The sequence below is a fragment of the Paraburkholderia fungorum genome (genome assembly GCF_902833645.1).
Classification (GTDB): Bacteria; Pseudomonadota; Gammaproteobacteria; order Burkholderiales; family Burkholderiaceae; genus Paraburkholderia; species Paraburkholderia fungorum.
In genome coordinates this window covers 1061197-1075988 of sequence record NZ_CADFGE010000001.1, presented here as the reverse complement: position 1 = coordinate 1075988, position 14792 = coordinate 1061197, and the positions used below count along the sequence as shown (strand labels likewise).

The window sequence follows — 14792 nt, the reverse complement described above, 5'->3', positions numbered from 1 at the left end:
CGGCGCGACAAGGGCTCGGGCGATTGGCGCGGCGCAGCAAAAACGCCGCAAAAAATGAAGTATTCGCTTACACAGGGCTTACTTTTTTAGGCGGTTCGATGCACACCGAATGCTTTTTCGCCTAGCGCGGAGCTGTTCCGTGCAAACTCTTTAAGCGCGGGTCCATGCGGCATCCAAGCCCGGATTCATGGAGCCGGTCAGCAGTGCTCTGTCACGCGGCGGTCCGTTCGCGTTGACGCAAACGCGTGGCGGCAACGATGCCGATAACGAGCAGCGCTCCCACCAATCCAGCGACCCCGTTCCAGCCAAAACCGGCCCACACATGGCCGCCATAAGAGCCGACGACGCTCGAGCCGATGTAGTACGCAAGCAGATACAGCGCCGCCGCTTGCCCCTTCGCTTCTTTCGCGAGACGTCCGACCCAGCCGCTCGCCACCGAATGTCCGGCGAAGAAACCGAACGTCACGCAGGCGATCCCGATTGCAATCGCCGTGATCGGATGGAGCATGGTGAGGGCGAGCCCGAGCGCCATCAGCAGCAAACTGGCGGTCAGCACGCGCGCCCGGCCGAACATGTCGGCCATGCGTCCCGACCACGGCGAGGCCACCACGCCCGTCAGATACACGACGAAAATCGCGCCGATCTCCGTCTGACTCAACAGATAGGGCGGCGCGAGCAGCCGGTAACCGATGTAGTTGTACAGCGTGACGAAGCTGCCCATCAGCACAAAGCCGAGCAGAAACAGCAGAGGCAGACCAGGCCGCGTGAATTGCTTGAGCAGGGCGGTGCGATGATGAGCAAAGCCGAGCCCACGACGCGGCACAAAATGGCGCGACGGCGGCAGCAGCGCGCGAAACGCGAGCATGGAGAGAATGCCGAGCACGCCGATCGTGCCGATCGCCACGCGCCACGAAAACAGATCCGCGACGACGCCGGTAATCACGCGCCCGGCCATCCCGCCGATCGCGGTGCCGCCGACGTACAGCCCCATTGCAAGACCGAGTCCGTCGGGATGCACTTCTTCTGCGAGGTAGGCCATCGCAACGGCGGGCACGCCGCCGAGCGCGAGGCCTTCGAGAGCGCGCAACACGAGCAGTTGATGCCAATGCGGTGCGATCGAAACAGCAATCGTCAATAGCGCGGACAGCGTGAGCGACGCCGTCATCAGCTTGTGACGGCTCCAGCCTTCCGAGACGAAACCGGCCACGAATATCGCGAGCGCGAGCGCGGCTGTGGTCAGCGAGAGCGACAGGCTGCTCTGTGCCGGCGTCACGCCGAATGCGCTCGAGAACGCGGGCAACAACGGTTGCACGCAATACAGCAGCGAGAAGGTGGCGTAACCGGCGAACAGCAGCGCGACGCTGGCGCGCCAATAGGCACGCGTGCCGCGTTCGAGATAAGGCGTGTTGGAGGGTTCAGGCACGGCGGTGGAGCTGGAAGAAGCAGATGAAGCAGGAACAGCCGAAGTAGCAGTCCGGTTGGATTCCGGCGATGCGGTCACGAAACAATCTCCTCGGGGAACGCAAAGTACACAAAGGAGTTAAGGATACGCTGAAAAAGCTATGCGGGTGCGCGCCGTGCGACGACCCCGCACGTGAATATTCGCGCTTCGCGATCACGACAACAGTGGCCGCATGATTTTGAAATATCGCCCCGTCAGGGTTTATGATGGCCTCATTACGACGCGTGACGTCCAGAGCACCGGTCGGGCGCGCCGTAATGGGATGGGGCGAAACGACGGGTTAGCAGCTTCGGGTTCGCGCTTTCCATGGCCCCGCAAAACGGGAACAATGACTCAGACCTCTCACGCGTCTTACGCGCAGCAGATTGGGTGCGTACGCAACGTTATTGGCGAAGCGGCGCTTTTATCATCACCTTGACCGGCGAGGAAACCATAAAGCCGGCTATGGGAGAAACGGGGAAACATCATGCAAATCGGTTCCATTGTCCGATCGGTGCATATCGCCGTGCCGCAAGGCGCACGCGGGATCGTCATGCGCATTCTCGGCGACATGGCAATGGTGGCCTGGTATGCCGGCGAGCCCGGCACGTCAGAGCATCTGAATACTGAACCCTTTTTCCTCGAAGATTTGATCGATACGGGCGAGCAGGTGCGTCCGGCGAGCGCGCAGGTGCATTGAGACTGGTTGGTTTGAGTTCGATTCATATCGTTGCCACGCCGTAGTCATGCCGTTGCAACAGGCAGTCAACCGCAAGGTGTGCCGACACCCTCGTCTTTGACGGCGGCGCGGCGCACAATGCGGACATGAACGACGACAATCTCGACTCGCAGGACGGCGCCGATAGCGCCGTCCCTTTCGCCCGGCTCAAGCCGGAAATCGTGCTCGACGCGCTCGACAGCGTGCTCAGCAGCGTCGGTGTGTACACCGACGGCCGCATGCTCCCGCTCAACAGCTACGAAAACCGCGTGTACCAGGTGGGCGTGGAAGACGGTCCGCCGGTGGTCGCCAAGTTCTATCGTCCCGAGCGTTGGACTGACGCCGCCATTCTCGAAGAGCACGCTTTTGTCGCCGATCTTGCTGCGCGCGAGATTCCGGCGGTGCCCGCACGTGTTTTCGAAGGCCGTACGTTGCATACCTTCGACGGTTTCCGTTTCTCGATCTTCGAACGCCGCGGCGGCCGCGCGCCCGATCTGGACCGGCGCGATACGCTCGAATGGTTGGGGCGTTTTATCGGCCGCATTCATGCGGTCGGACAGACCCAGAACTACACCGAACGTCCCACGCTCGACATCAACACGTTCGGCTACGAGCCGCGCGATTTCCTGCTGTCGCACCGCTTCGTGCCTGACGACGTGCGGCCCGCATGGGAAACCGTGGTGAATCTCGCGCTCGAAGGCGTTGAGCGCGCCTTCGAGCGTGCCGGCGATATTCGCATGTTGCGAATGCACGGCGATTGTCATCCGAGCAATGTGTTGTGGACCGACGCGGGCCCGCATTTCGTCGACTTCGACGACAGCCGCATGGGTCCGGCGGTGCAGGATTTGTGGCTGCTGCTGCCGGGCGAACGTGTCGAGGCTTCGCGGGCGTTGGCGGATCTGCTCGCCGGCTACGAAGACTTCTGCGATTTTGAGCCGCGCGAACTGTATCTCGTCGAAGCATTGCGCACGCTGCGGCTGATTCACTATCAGGCGTGGCTCGCGCGCCGCTGGGACGACCCGGCCTTTCCGGCGGCGTTTCCGTGGTTCAACACCCAACGTTATTGGGAGGACCGCATTCTCGAACTGCGCGAGCAGCTCGGCGCGATGCAGGAAGGGCCGCTCTGGCCGGTTTGAGCGATTGCGTTTCTACGGCGCCTGTGACGCCACGCTCGACGATTCCACCAGCGTCGATTTGACGATCACTTCGGCGCGCACGTCGCGCCCGATTGCTTCGATCGCGGGGCGCATCTTCGCGAAGTCGTCGGGCGTGCAGACGTCGCTGTCGAAATGCGTGGTGCCGTCACGCGCCATCGTCACCACGTTGCCCAGCGGATCGAACGTGTACTGCGATTGAAAATCGACGTAGCGATCTTGAGTCCGTTTTGCCTCCGGCATGTCGAGCACGTGGAAATTCGCTGGCAATTCAATGCGCGCGCGTTCATGCAACGCCAGGTTATGACAGACGAACGGCTGCGTGCGTTGCCGTTCGCCGAGCCAGTAACGCGTATCCGCCTCCAGGCCGCCGGCCAGACTCGTCAGCGCCGGAATCGATGCCGCCGCGCCCGGCACCACGAGACTTTCGAGCGTGCCTTTCATCGTGATCGTCAACGGGCCATCGGCTACGCTGAGATCGTTGGTGGTCAGCGTAGCCGTGCCGCGCAGGTTCGCGCTGCGCAGTTCCGCCTGGATCGATTCTTCACGTTGCGCGGGTGTCTGCGCGCGCAACATCGCGCGTGCCTGTTCGGCGGTGGCACCCGATGCCTCCAGCCGGTACGTGAAGCTTGCCGAGCCATCGGGCTCGACCTTGATCGACAGATCGGTGCTGCGCGTCGTCAATTCGGTGGCCGGCGTTTGCGCCACCACGCCCTGATTGACGAGAACGGTAGGCCGGTTCATATCGGACCACGGCAGAAAACCGAATTCGACATTCGACGCCGTCGAGTCGGCGTAATGCTGCAAATCGGGCAGCCATGTGATGGCGTGATTAATGACGCCGTAGCCCGGCACGCTGGGCAGCGTATAGATCGAGCCGCTGCTGATCAGAGCCGGCTCATTGCGAACGCCGACTGCGTCGAGCAGCGCGCCGTATAACGCCACATGATCCTTGCAGTCGCCGTAGCGGTTCGCGAGGATCGCGCTGGCGCTGTGCGGCACCACTGAACCGCGCCCGACATAGATCGCCACGTAGCGGACGTTGCGGCGCACCCAGTCGTACAGTGTCTTGGCCTTGTCGCGCGGAGTGCGGTCGTGCGCGGTGAGGTTTTGCGCAAGACGCGTGACGGTGACGTCGTGCGTGGTCGCATCGGAGGACGATGCCTTATAGCTGGCGGCGAACGTGGCGTAGTCCGGAAAGGTCGAGACCATCAACCGGTCGCCATACGATACGTACGCGATCGAGCCGCGCTCGAGCCGGCTGAAATGCGCCTTGTCGTAACGATATTCGTAGCGCGTACGGCCCTCGCGCGTGACCGGTTGCAGCGCTGTGAAGCCACGCGCGTCGGCGTAAAGCGGCTTGTCGGAGGGCAGGTCGTAGATGAGGCGGAAGTTACGCGTCGGCACGAGATCGGGCGGCGTGAAGTCGCTGAACTCGCCTGGCACAAGCGGCTGCTTCTGCGTTTTGCGATAGCTGAGGTGCACCCGCGCGCCGGGCTCGACGGCGGGGAACACGATCACCTTTTCCTGGATGTCCTGAAACATCGGCGCATTGAATGAGCGCGCTTCCTGCACGTCGCGAATCTGGTCGGGTTGCACGTCGTGGCGCACGCCGTCGGCGGTGATCGTGTACGCCTCGAGGATCTGCACGTCGGCCATATTCCGGTTGAACCAGACGTACTGTTGCGCCACTCGCGCGACACCGGCTTCGCTGTTCACGCGCAGCGTCATCGAATCGAGCTTGGAGAAGGAGCCGTCGGCGTTGACTGTGAAGGTCTGCGTTTCGCCCTCGTTGGTATAGGGATCCTCCAGCCTCGCCGTGATGCTCGCGTTCGCGACGTGAGCGCAGGCAAGCCAGCCGAGAGACGCGAGACAGATCCAGGAGACGAGGCGCATGGCAGGCGGGCATCCGGAAGGTGACGGGATCGCTGCCTAGAGTCGGGTTGCGAGGCCCGGATGTCAAGCGGATGCCGCGCATTGCGATTGAGCAAATGCGTCAACTGTGTAATGATATCCATTCTCAATTGAAAGGTATCGCCAGCTTTCTGTCACATTTCTCCTCCTCTGTGACTGCCAGCCAGCCTCTCAGCCGGACGACCTGGACCGCAAGCCGGGTTTGTCCGGCCCTTCCTTTCAAACTTTCCGTTGTCGCTGATGTGAGCGCGCGCAGCCGTCGCGCGTCGCCGTTGGTGAGGGGTTAACTTGTTGCGCCTGGAGTCTGGATGTGAATGCGCCTGATTCGATCGATATGAAGCCTGCTGTTGGCGGGGGCACGCAGTACACGGCTCATAAGCCGGAGCGGGGTCATCGCCTGCTGGACGATGCCGAGCAGGCGACGCGACGCCAGCGTTCGCGGCGGGCGAATTTCATCAAGTGGTTGCGCAAGGTGCACGGCTGGGTTGGGTTGTGGGGTGCGGTATTGGGGTTGTTGTTTGGGGTTACGGGTTTTTTGCTGAACCATCGGGCGGGGCCGTTGAAGGTGTCCTCGGGTGAGCCGCAGGTTGAGGAGATGCAGATTCCTGTGCCGCAGAAAAAGCTGGGTTCGCCGATGGAGATGGCGAAGTGGCTCAAGGGCGAGTTGAAAATCGACGGCAAGCCGGGGCGGATGAAGCGTGAGCCGGCGCATCCGGTGGCGTGGGGTGATCGCAGCACGATGCAGCCCGAGTTCTGGCAGGTCGGGATTTTTGGGCCTACTCAGAATGTGCAGGCCGAGTATTGGGTTGGGAATGGGTTTGTTGCGGTGAAACGTACGCAGAACTCGCTTCTCACTACGATGAACAATTTGCACCGTGGCGTGGGGTTGAGTGTTGGGTGGATTTTGTTGATCGACACGATCGCGGGTGGGATGATTTTGCTTTCTTTGACTGGTGTTTTGCTGTGGACTGAATTAAATAAGCGGCGTGTTGTGGGGGTGGTGTTGGTGGGTGGGTCGGTGGTTGCTGCTGTGGTTTGTGGATTGCTGTAGGGGCTGGTTTTTTTTGCCTGTTCGGCGGGTTTGTTGTTGGTCTGGTTCTTTGGCCTTTCCTTGCTTTGTTAGTGGTTTATTAGCGTTGCCCCTGTGCGGGGCGGCACTTACTTTCTTTGCCGCCGCAAAGAAAGATAAGCAAAGAAAGCGGCTTCACCCCGCCAGCTCATAAGCGGGTCTCCCGCACAGTAGCGGTAGTGGTGCGTCTGGAATCTGTCGCCTCGCACACTTCGCCCTGGTGACAAGGCAGTCATACCTCCGGCGGCGCTGCGCGCGCCGATGCCCGGTTCAAAAAACCATCAGGTATGCGAAGCGTCGGCCAGGTTTTCCTGGCAGACCCGTCCGCGACGCACGCAGTGCGGAGTGGGAGCTGATGAGTGCTTTGTCAATGGCGCGGAGTGCGCGAGGGCACGGATTCCAGATGCACCACTACCGTGGCTGCGCGGGGGACCCGCTTAAAAATTAGCGGTGTGAGCCGCTTTCTTTTGCCTACTTTTCTTTGCGGCAGGCAAAGAAAAGTAGGTGCCGCCCCGCACAGGGGCAACGCCAATAGACCACTAACACAACAAGGAAAGGCCAAAGAGCCAGACCCGCACAGGGGCAACGCTAATACAGCGAATAGACCACTAACAAAGCAAGGAAAGGCCAAAGAGCCAGACCAACAACAAAGACCGCCGAACAGGCCAAAACCTTAAACACTACAAGCAGCCCCACCCGAAGCCGCTATCTCCCGCGCGGCCTTAGCGCCCTCAACCTGCAATAAAGTCGGCAACGAAACCCCATTCTTGGCCGCAGTGACCTCGGCAAGAATAGAAACCGCAATTTCAGGCGGCGTCCGGCTGCCGATATAAATCCCCACCGGGCCATGCAACCGGGCCAATTCAGCCTCATTCAGATCGAACTCTTTCAGCCGCTCGCGCCGCGCCTGATTATTCCTTCTCGACCCCAAAGCCCCCACGTAAAAAGCCGGCGTCTTCAACGCTTCCATCAAAGCAAGATCATCCAGTTTGGGATCATGCGTCAACGCAATCACCGCACACCGCTCATCGAGCTTCATCTCGATCACCGTATCGTCCGGCATCGTCCGTACGATCTTCGTGCCGGGAATATTCCACTCCTCGGTGTACTCCTCGCGTGGATCGCACACGGTGACCTGATAGTCGAGCCCAACCGCGATATTGCACAGATAGCGCGACAACTGCCCCGCGCCGATCACCAGCATCCGGTACCGCGGGCCGTGAATCGTCAACAGACGCTCACCGTCGAAATGCACGCCATCGGTCGCCTGCGCCGCATCGAGCCGCACCGCGCCCGTCACCATGTCGACTTCGCGTGCCACCAGACGGCCGTCCTCCACCGCAGCGCACAGCTCGGCAATCCCGCTTTGCGGCGTCAAGGGCTCCAGCACCAACTGGATCGTTCCGCCGCACGGCAGTCCGAAGCGATGCGCTTCCTCAGCCGTGATGCCGTACTTCACCGCCTCCGGGCGGCTCTGCTCGATACCCCTTTGCCGCACGCGCTCAATCAGATCGTCTTCGATGCAGCCGCCCGATACCGATCCCACCACAAGTCCGTCGTCCCGCACCGCGAGCATCGCGCCCTCAGGACGCGGCGACGAGCCCCACGTTTTCACCACCGTCACCAGCAGCGCGCGATGTCCTTCCTCCAGCCAACGGGCGCTGGACTTCAGAACTTCGAGATCCACGCTTTCCATGATTTCTTCCCTTTTGTTTCGTCGCCGCCAGACTCAGTGTCCGCAGCCTCGTCCGATTCCGTATTCTGCGCCGTCGTGTCAGCGGCTGCAGCGTCGCCGTCTTCCGGGGGCGTCGCGCTATCCGTGTCGCCGCCGACCTGCGCGCCGAAGCGCTTGAAAAATTCGCCCGCGATTTTACGCGCCGCGCCGTCGACCAGCCGGGAACCGATCTGCGCGAGCTTGCCGCCGACCTGAGCCGTGGCCGTGTAGGTGAGCTTCGTCGCGTCATCGCCTTCGGGTTCGAGAGTGACATGCGCATTGCCCTTGCCGAAGCCCGCTGCGCCACCCTGGCCTTCGAAAACGATGGTGTAAGTGTTCGGCGCCTCGATGTCGGTCAGCAGCATACGCCCTTTGAAGCGAGCCTTCACGGGACCGACCGATGCGCTCATCACCACCGCGTACGCATTGTCGCCATCCGGGTCGATGCTTTCGCAGCCGGGAATGCATGCGCGCAGGATTTCGGTGTCGTTCAGCGCATCCCAGGCGCGCTGCTGGGAAACCGGCAGCGTATGGGTTTCACTCAATTCCATGGCGTTGCTCCTGCAATTGTCGTGGCGGATACGGCGAAACGGGGCACACGTGGCGCTCGCGTGAGTTGCGCGAGATCGCGGCCGAACGCCGTCAGACTGTCCAGGTTATGGACGGGACGATGTGCGTCGACGTACGGCAGGATCGCCTGCACGCCGCGCGCTTTTGGTGAAAAACCGCTGAACCGCAACAGCGGATTGAGCCACACGATACGGTGCGCGAAGCGGCGCAGGCGGGCCATCTCGGCGTCGAGCACGTCGATCGCTTCGTGGTCGAGGCCGTCGGTGACGAGCAGCACGGTGGCGCGGCCGGTCAGCACGCGGCGAGCCCAGCGTCGGTTGAATTCGGCGAGCGCGGCGCCGATCCGTGTGCCGCCCGACCAGTCGACCACCTGATCGGTGAGCGTCGCGATTGCCACGTCGGGATCGCGTTCGCGCAGCGCGCGCGTCGCATTGGTCAGGCGCGTGCCGAACAGAAACACCTGCAGGCGCTCACGCGACTGCAACAGCGCGTGGCAGAAATACAGCACCGCGCGCGAGTAGTTGCTCATCGAGCCGGAGATATCGAGCAGCAGGACCAGCGGCGGTTTGCGTTCCACCACCGCGCGATATTTCCACACCGTCCAGTCGCCCCCCGCGCGCACCGCGTGCCGGGCGCTCGCGCGCAAGTCCGCGTGGGTGCCGTGCGAGGCAGCCTTCAGGCGGCGCGTCGGTTCGGTGGCGAGCGGCAGACGCTGGCCACGGATCAGGTGACGCAAGGTGCGCCATTCGTCTGCGGAAAGCGTGTCGAAGTCGCGATGACGCAGCCGCTCTTCGGCACTGAAGGTGACGTGCGCGTGCAGTTCGTGCTGTTCGGTTTCCTGCGGCGGCTGGCGATGCGGCGAGGGTGGCGTGCGCACGGCCAGCGCATCGGCGAGGCGGTTGTTGCGCTTGGGCGGCGGCAGGCCATCGCGCACTTTGGGCAGCAACAGCGCGCGCAGCTTGCCTTCCCAATCCGGATCGCGCCAGAAGAGATCGAAGGCGGCGTTGAAGAGGTCGCGTTCGTCCGGTGCGCGGACCAGCAGCGTGGCGAGCGCGGCACGGACATCGTCGCGCCGGCCGAGGTCGATCCAGTGCAACGCGGCGAGTGCATCGACGGCCTGGGCCGGTGACATCGGCAAACCCGCACTGCGCAGCACGCGCACAAAGTGCACGACGTTGCGCGCCAGGGTAGGCGTATCGAGTGGCGCGGATGGTGTGGCCGGTGATCCGGCGGAGGCGGTCATCGCCGCTACCCTGGCGTCGCGAGACATTGCGCGATCTGCGCGGCATCCACGCGCGCCAGATCGTCCTGATACTTGAGCAGCACGCCCAAGGTGTTCTGCACCGATTGCGGGTCGAGCTCCGTCACTGACAGTGCGTCCAATGCACGGCACCAGTCGATTGTTTCGGCGATGCCGGGCGCCTTGAACAGATCCATGCCGCGCAGCCGGTGCACGAAATCGACGGCACGCCGTTGCAATTCCACCGACGTCTGAGGCGCACGCGCGGCGACGATTTCAAGTTCACGATCACGCTCGGGATAGCCGATCCATTGATACAGGCAACGGCGCTTCAAGGCGTCGTGCACTTCGCGTGTCCGGTTCGACGTCATTACGACAAGCGGCCGCTGCGCCGCGCGCACCGTGCCGTACTCGGGAATCGATATCTGAAAGTCCGAAAGCAGTTCCAGCAGGAAGGCTTCGAACGGCTCGTCGGCACGGTCGATTTCGTCGATCAGCAGCACGCGCCGCGCGCCCGGGTGATTTTCGTCGGGCATCAACGCTTGCAGCAGCGGTCGCTTCAGCAAGAATTCGCTGCGATACAGCGTGTCGTTGCCGGGCCGCTCACCAGCGGCTTCGGCGAGACGTAGCGCCATGATCTGGCGCGGATAGTCCCACTCGTACAACGCGCTGGCGGTGTCGAGGCCTTCGTAGCATTGCAGCCGCAGCATCGAGGTGCCGAGCATCCCCGCCGCGGCTTTGGCGAGTTCGGTCTTGCCGACACCCGGCTCGCCTTCGACGAACAGCGGCCGTTCCATGCGCAGCGCGAGATACAACGCGGTCGCGAGTTCACGGCTCGCGAAGTAATCCTGGGCTGCGAGCTGCGCGAGAGTGTCGTCGATTGAAGCCGGTTGCATGATGTTCCTGAGGCTGCAAGGTGAAACGCGGCTAACGCGCCGTGCCGGGGCACGCCGCGTCAGTCGCTGACCAGAAGGATCGCTAACCGTTTGCCTTCGTCACCGCGCGCGCGGCCAGCACCGGGATCAGATGCGCGCGATATTCGGCGCTCGCGTGCATGTCGGTGTTCAGGTCGGTATCGGAGACGCTCACCGCTCGCGCGGCGTCGGGCGTGAAATTCGCCGATAGCGCGCTTTCCAGTTCCGGCACGCGAAATACCGAAGCCGCCGCACCCGTCACCGCGACCCGCACACCGCTCGCGAACTTTGCGACGAATACGCCAACCAGCGCAAAATGCGAAGCCGGATTGCGGAATTTCTCATAGGCCGCGCGTTCGGGCACCGGAAACTCGACGGCTACGATCAACTCGTCCGGTGCCAGCGCCGTTTCATACATGCCGACGAAGAAGTCGCTCGACGCAATCCGCCGCCGATCGGTGACGATGGTTGCATCCAGCGCCATCGCCGCTGCCGGATAGCAGGCGGCTGGATCGTTGTTCGCGAGCGAACCGCTGATCGTGCCGAGCGCGCGTACCTGGCGATCGCCGATGTGCGCGGCGAGATCCGCGAGCGCCGGCAATACGCGCCGAAGCTCGGCGTGATCCGCGACATCCGCGTGACAGACGGCTGCGCCGACAGTCACCTTGCCGGCATCGACGCTGATCGATTTAAGCGCTGGAATCCGCGTCACGTCGATCAGTTGCGAGGGCTGCGCGAGACGCAGACGCATGGTTGGCAACAGGCTTTGTCCGCCGGCGAGAAACTTTGCGTCGCTGTCGGCGTTAATGGCTGCAACGGCCGCTTTCGGATCCGTCGCGCGTTGATACTCGAATGAATACATGTCGAATGCTCCGCTCAGGATCTTAGTGGGGTTGTTTGGCAGCTTGAATCGCGGACCACACGCGATGCGGTGTCGCCGGCATCTGCAGGTCGGTCACGCCGAGCGGCGCGAGGGCGTCGAGGATCGCGTTGATTACCGCCGGGGGCGAGCCGATGGCGCCCGCCTCGCCGCAGCCTTTCACACCGAGCGGATTGTGCGTGCATGGCGTGCCTTTCGCGGTTTCGACGGTGAAGTTCGGCAGATCGGACGCATGCGGCATCGCGTAGTCCATGTAGGAACCGGATAGCAACTGACCGCTCTCGTTGTCGTACACGCAGCGCTCCAGCATCGCCTGGCCGATGCCTTGGGCGAGTCCGCCGTGCACCTGGCCTTCCACGATCATCGGATTGATCACGTTGCCGAAATCGTCGACCGCGGTGAACTGCTGAATGCGGCACACGCCCGTCTGCGGATCGACCTCGATCTCGCAGACGTACGAACCCGCCGGATACGTGAAGTTGCTCGGATCGTAGAACGCGCTCTCGTCGAGACCCGGTTCGAGCACGTCGAGCGGATAGTTGTGCGGCACGTAGGCGGCGAGTGAAATCTCGGCGAATGCCTTGGTCCGATCTGTGCCCGCGACGCGGAACACGCCATCCTTGAACTCGATGTCTTCCGCCGCGGCTTCCAGCAAATGCGCGGCGATCTTCTTCGCCTTGGTTTCGATCTTGTCGAGCGCCTTCATGATCGCCGAGCCGCCCACCGCGATCGAGCGCGAGCCGTAGGTGCCCATGCCGAACGGAATGCGGCCGGTGTCGCCATGCACGATCTCGACGCTTTCCAGCGCAATACCGAGCCGGTCCGCGACCACTTGCGCGAAGGTCGTCTCATGTCCCTGGCCGTGACTGTGGGAGCCGGTGAACACGGTGACCGAACCCGTCGGATGCACGCGAATCTGGCCGACTTCGAAGAGCCCGGCGCGCGCGCCCAATGCCCCGGCGATGTTCGACGGCGCCAGGCCACAGGCTTCGATGTAGCACGAGTAGCCGAGGCCACGCAGCTTGCCGTTCTTTTCGGATTCCTGCTTGCGCGCCGGGAAGCCTTTCACGTCCGCGAGTTCGAGCGCGCGGTCCAGTGTGGCGTCGTAGTCGCCGGTGTCGTACGTGAGGCCGACTGGCGTCGCGTACGGGAATGAACGGATGAAATTGCGGCGGCGGATTTCCGCGGGATCGAGCTTCATCTCGCGTGCTGCGGTTTCGACCAGACGCTCGACCACGTACGTTGCTTCCGGACGGCCGGCGCCGCGGTAGGCGTCGACTGGAACGGTGTTGGTGAAGACCGCTTTCACCTCGGCGTAGATCGCGGGCGTGGTGTACTGACCGGCGAGCAGCGTGGCGTACAGGATGGTCGGCACGCTCGACGCGAAGGTCGACAGATACGCGCCCATGTTGGCGATCGTATGAATGCGCATGCCGAGGAATTTGCCGTCGGCGTCCATTGCCAGTTCGGCCTTGGTCACATGATCGCGGCCGTGCGCGTCTGATACGAACGCTTCCGAGCGTTCCGCGGTCCATTTGACCGGCCGGCGAATCTTCTTCGACGCCCACGTTAGCGCGACGTCTTCGGCGTACAGGAAAATCTTCGATCCGAAACCGCCGCCGACATCCGGCGCGATGACGCGTAATTTCGATTCCGGCAAGGACAGCACGAAAGCGGCCATCAACAGGCGTTCCACGTGCGGATTCTGGTTCGCGACGTAGACCGTGTAGCTGTCGTCCTGTGCCGAATAGCTGGCGTTGACCGCGCGCGGCTCGATCGCATTCGGGACGAGGCGGTTGTTGACGATGTCGAGCGTGGTGACGTGCGCGGCTTTGGCGAAAGCGGCATCGGTCGCGGCTTTGTCGCCGTGGCCCCAGTTGTAGCAGACGTTATCCGGCACTTCGTCGTGGACTGCGGGCTGGCCCGGATCGGCTGCGTGCGCGGTGTCGACCACGGCCGGCAGCACGTCGTAATCGACCTCGATCAGTTCGGCGGCGTCTTTCGCGGCCTTGATCGAATCGGCGATGACGAGCGCGACCTGGTCGCCGACGTGGCGCGCTTTCGTATGCGCGATGATCGGATGAGGCGGCTCGTTCATCGGCTTGCCGTCGGTGCTGTGAATCAGCCAGCCGCACGGCAGTCCGCCGACGTTGTCCGCGGCCATGTCCGCGCCCGTGAAGATCGCGATGACGCCGGGCGACTGTTTGGCGGCCGTGACATCGATGCTGTTGATTTTTGCGTGTGCGTGCGGCGAGCGCAGGAACACTGCGTAGGTTTGCTGCGGCAGGACGACGTCGTCGGTGTACTGACCGTTGCCGGTGAGGAACCGATAGTCTTCTTTACGTTCGACGGAGGTGCCGATGAAATGGGTGTCGGGTGCGTTCATCGTCGTCTCCTCAGGCGGTGGCGGGCGCGGTGGCCGCTGCTGCGGCGGTGGCCGTACCGGCGGACTTCATGCCGTCGGCGCCTTCGAGCACTGCTTTGACGATGTTGTGATATCCCGTACAGCGGCAGAGGTTGCCGTCGAGTTGGGCCCGCACGTCGTCGCCCGTGAGATTGGGTTGACGCTCGACGAGCGAGACCGCGCTCATCACCATGCCGGGCGTACAGAAACCGCACTGCAGGCCGTGGCAGTGTTTGAAGGCGGTTTGCATCGGGTGCAGTGCGCCGTCTTTGCCGAGACCTTCGATGGTGGTCACGTCCGCGCCTTCGGCCTGGACCGCGAGGATATTGCAGGATTTGATGGCGCGGCCGTTCAGGTGGACCGTGCATGCGCCGCACTGGGCGGTGTCGCAGCCGATGTGCGTTCCTGTTAGGCGAAGTTGATCGCGCAGGAACTGGACAAGCAGGGTGTTAGGGTCGATTGAGGCGCTGATGGGCGCGCCGTTCACCGTCAGACTGATGCTGATCGCCATGAAGCTGTCTCCTTATGGGGTGAGACCGGACCTTTGTTTTTCCTGCCTTCAGCTGCCTGTTCCGTAGGGTCCGATGTGGGGACTGCAAGCTTGGCCGCTTTTGCGGTTGGGGTTTTTTTATGGGTCTGCCGAAAAGTAAAGCACAAATCGGGTGGGGGCGCTATTGGGTTGTGTGCCTGCGGTGGGTTTGGTGTTGATCTGGAATTTGGGGTTTGTTTGCTGTTTTCGTGGTTTGTTCTGGTGTTGGTCTTTTGGTCTTTTTG

General features: G+C 62.7%; 12 protein-coding genes. 3 read left to right on the top strand and 9 right to left on the bottom strand.

All coding sequences use genetic code 11. The features are described from left to right. Positions 1-211: 211 nt before the first annotated feature. Positions 212-1501, bottom strand: a complete 1290-nt coding sequence (locus HWX91_RS04850; RefSeq protein ID WP_042275641.1) for an MFS transporter — start codon at positions 1499-1501, stop codon at positions 212-214. A 427-nt stretch (positions 1502-1928) separates the two neighbouring features. Between HWX91_RS04850 and HWX91_RS04845 the strand changes: the two genes are divergently transcribed. Together HWX91_RS04845 and HWX91_RS04840 are read left to right on the top strand one after the other, a co-directional pair. Further along, positions 1929-2141: a hypothetical protein gene (locus tag HWX91_RS04845; RefSeq protein ID WP_028197750.1), complete on the top strand. Its 213-nt coding sequence runs from the start codon at positions 1929-1931 to the stop codon at positions 2139-2141. A gap of 125 nt (positions 2142-2266) precedes the next feature. Then, a complete protein-coding gene (locus HWX91_RS04840; protein WP_028197751.1) occupies positions 2267-3295 on the top strand; it encodes a serine/threonine protein kinase in 1029 nt (342 codons plus the stop codon). 12 nt (positions 3296-3307) lie between these two features. Here HWX91_RS04840 and HWX91_RS04835 read toward each other — a convergent pair whose 3' ends face one another. Then, positions 3308-5209, bottom strand: coding sequence for a DUF3857 domain-containing transglutaminase family protein (locus HWX91_RS04835; protein ID WP_028197752.1), 1902 nt, complete (start codon positions 5207-5209; stop codon positions 3308-3310). Positions 5210-5537: 328 nt separating this feature from the next. On the opposite strand from HWX91_RS04835, the gene HWX91_RS04830 reads away from it, so the two are divergent. Continuing rightward, the gene (locus HWX91_RS04830) at positions 5538-6278 is read left to right on the top strand and encodes a PepSY-associated TM helix domain-containing protein (protein WP_028197753.1); all 741 of its coding nucleotides are present in this window, start codon (positions 5538-5540) and stop codon (positions 6276-6278) included. A gap of 691 nt (positions 6279-6969) precedes the next feature. On the opposite strand, the gene HWX91_RS04825 is transcribed toward HWX91_RS04830, so the two are convergent. The 7 genes from HWX91_RS04825 to HWX91_RS04795 form a co-directional block, all read right to left on the bottom strand. Continuing rightward, complete coding sequence (locus tag HWX91_RS04825; RefSeq protein WP_028197756.1) at positions 6970-7992, bottom strand: XdhC family protein; 1023 nt, start codon at positions 7990-7992, stop codon at positions 6970-6972. Then, entirely contained in the window at positions 7965-8561 is a 597-nt protein-coding gene (locus HWX91_RS04820) for an SRPBCC family protein (protein ID WP_028197757.1), read from the bottom strand. The genes HWX91_RS04825 and HWX91_RS04820 overlap by 28 nt, the downstream gene beginning before the upstream one ends. Then, complete coding sequence (locus tag HWX91_RS04815) at positions 8552-9823, bottom strand: vWA domain-containing protein (RefSeq protein WP_042275665.1); 1272 nt, start codon at positions 9821-9823, stop codon at positions 8552-8554. Before HWX91_RS04815 ends, HWX91_RS04820 begins: the two co-directional genes overlap by 10 nt. A 5-nt stretch (positions 9824-9828) precedes the next feature. Further along, positions 9829-10716: an AAA family ATPase gene (locus HWX91_RS04810; protein ID WP_028197759.1), complete on the bottom strand. Its 888-nt coding sequence runs from the start codon at positions 10714-10716 to the stop codon at positions 9829-9831. Between the two features lie 82 nt (positions 10717-10798). After that, positions 10799-11596 carry an FAD binding domain-containing protein gene (locus tag HWX91_RS04805; protein WP_028197760.1) on the bottom strand — a complete coding sequence of 266 codons (798 nt, stop codon included), beginning with the start codon at positions 11594-11596 and terminating at the stop codon, positions 10799-10801. A 22-nt stretch (positions 11597-11618) separates the two neighbouring features. Then, positions 11619-14000 (bottom strand): xanthine dehydrogenase family protein molybdopterin-binding subunit, encoded by a 2382-nt coding sequence (locus HWX91_RS04800; protein ID WP_028197761.1) that lies wholly within the window; start codon positions 13998-14000, stop codon positions 11619-11621. 10 nt (positions 14001-14010) lie between these two features. Next, positions 14011-14529, bottom strand: coding sequence for a (2Fe-2S)-binding protein (locus HWX91_RS04795; RefSeq protein ID WP_028197762.1), 519 nt, complete (start codon positions 14527-14529; stop codon positions 14011-14013). Positions 14530-14792: the final 263 nt, after the last annotated feature.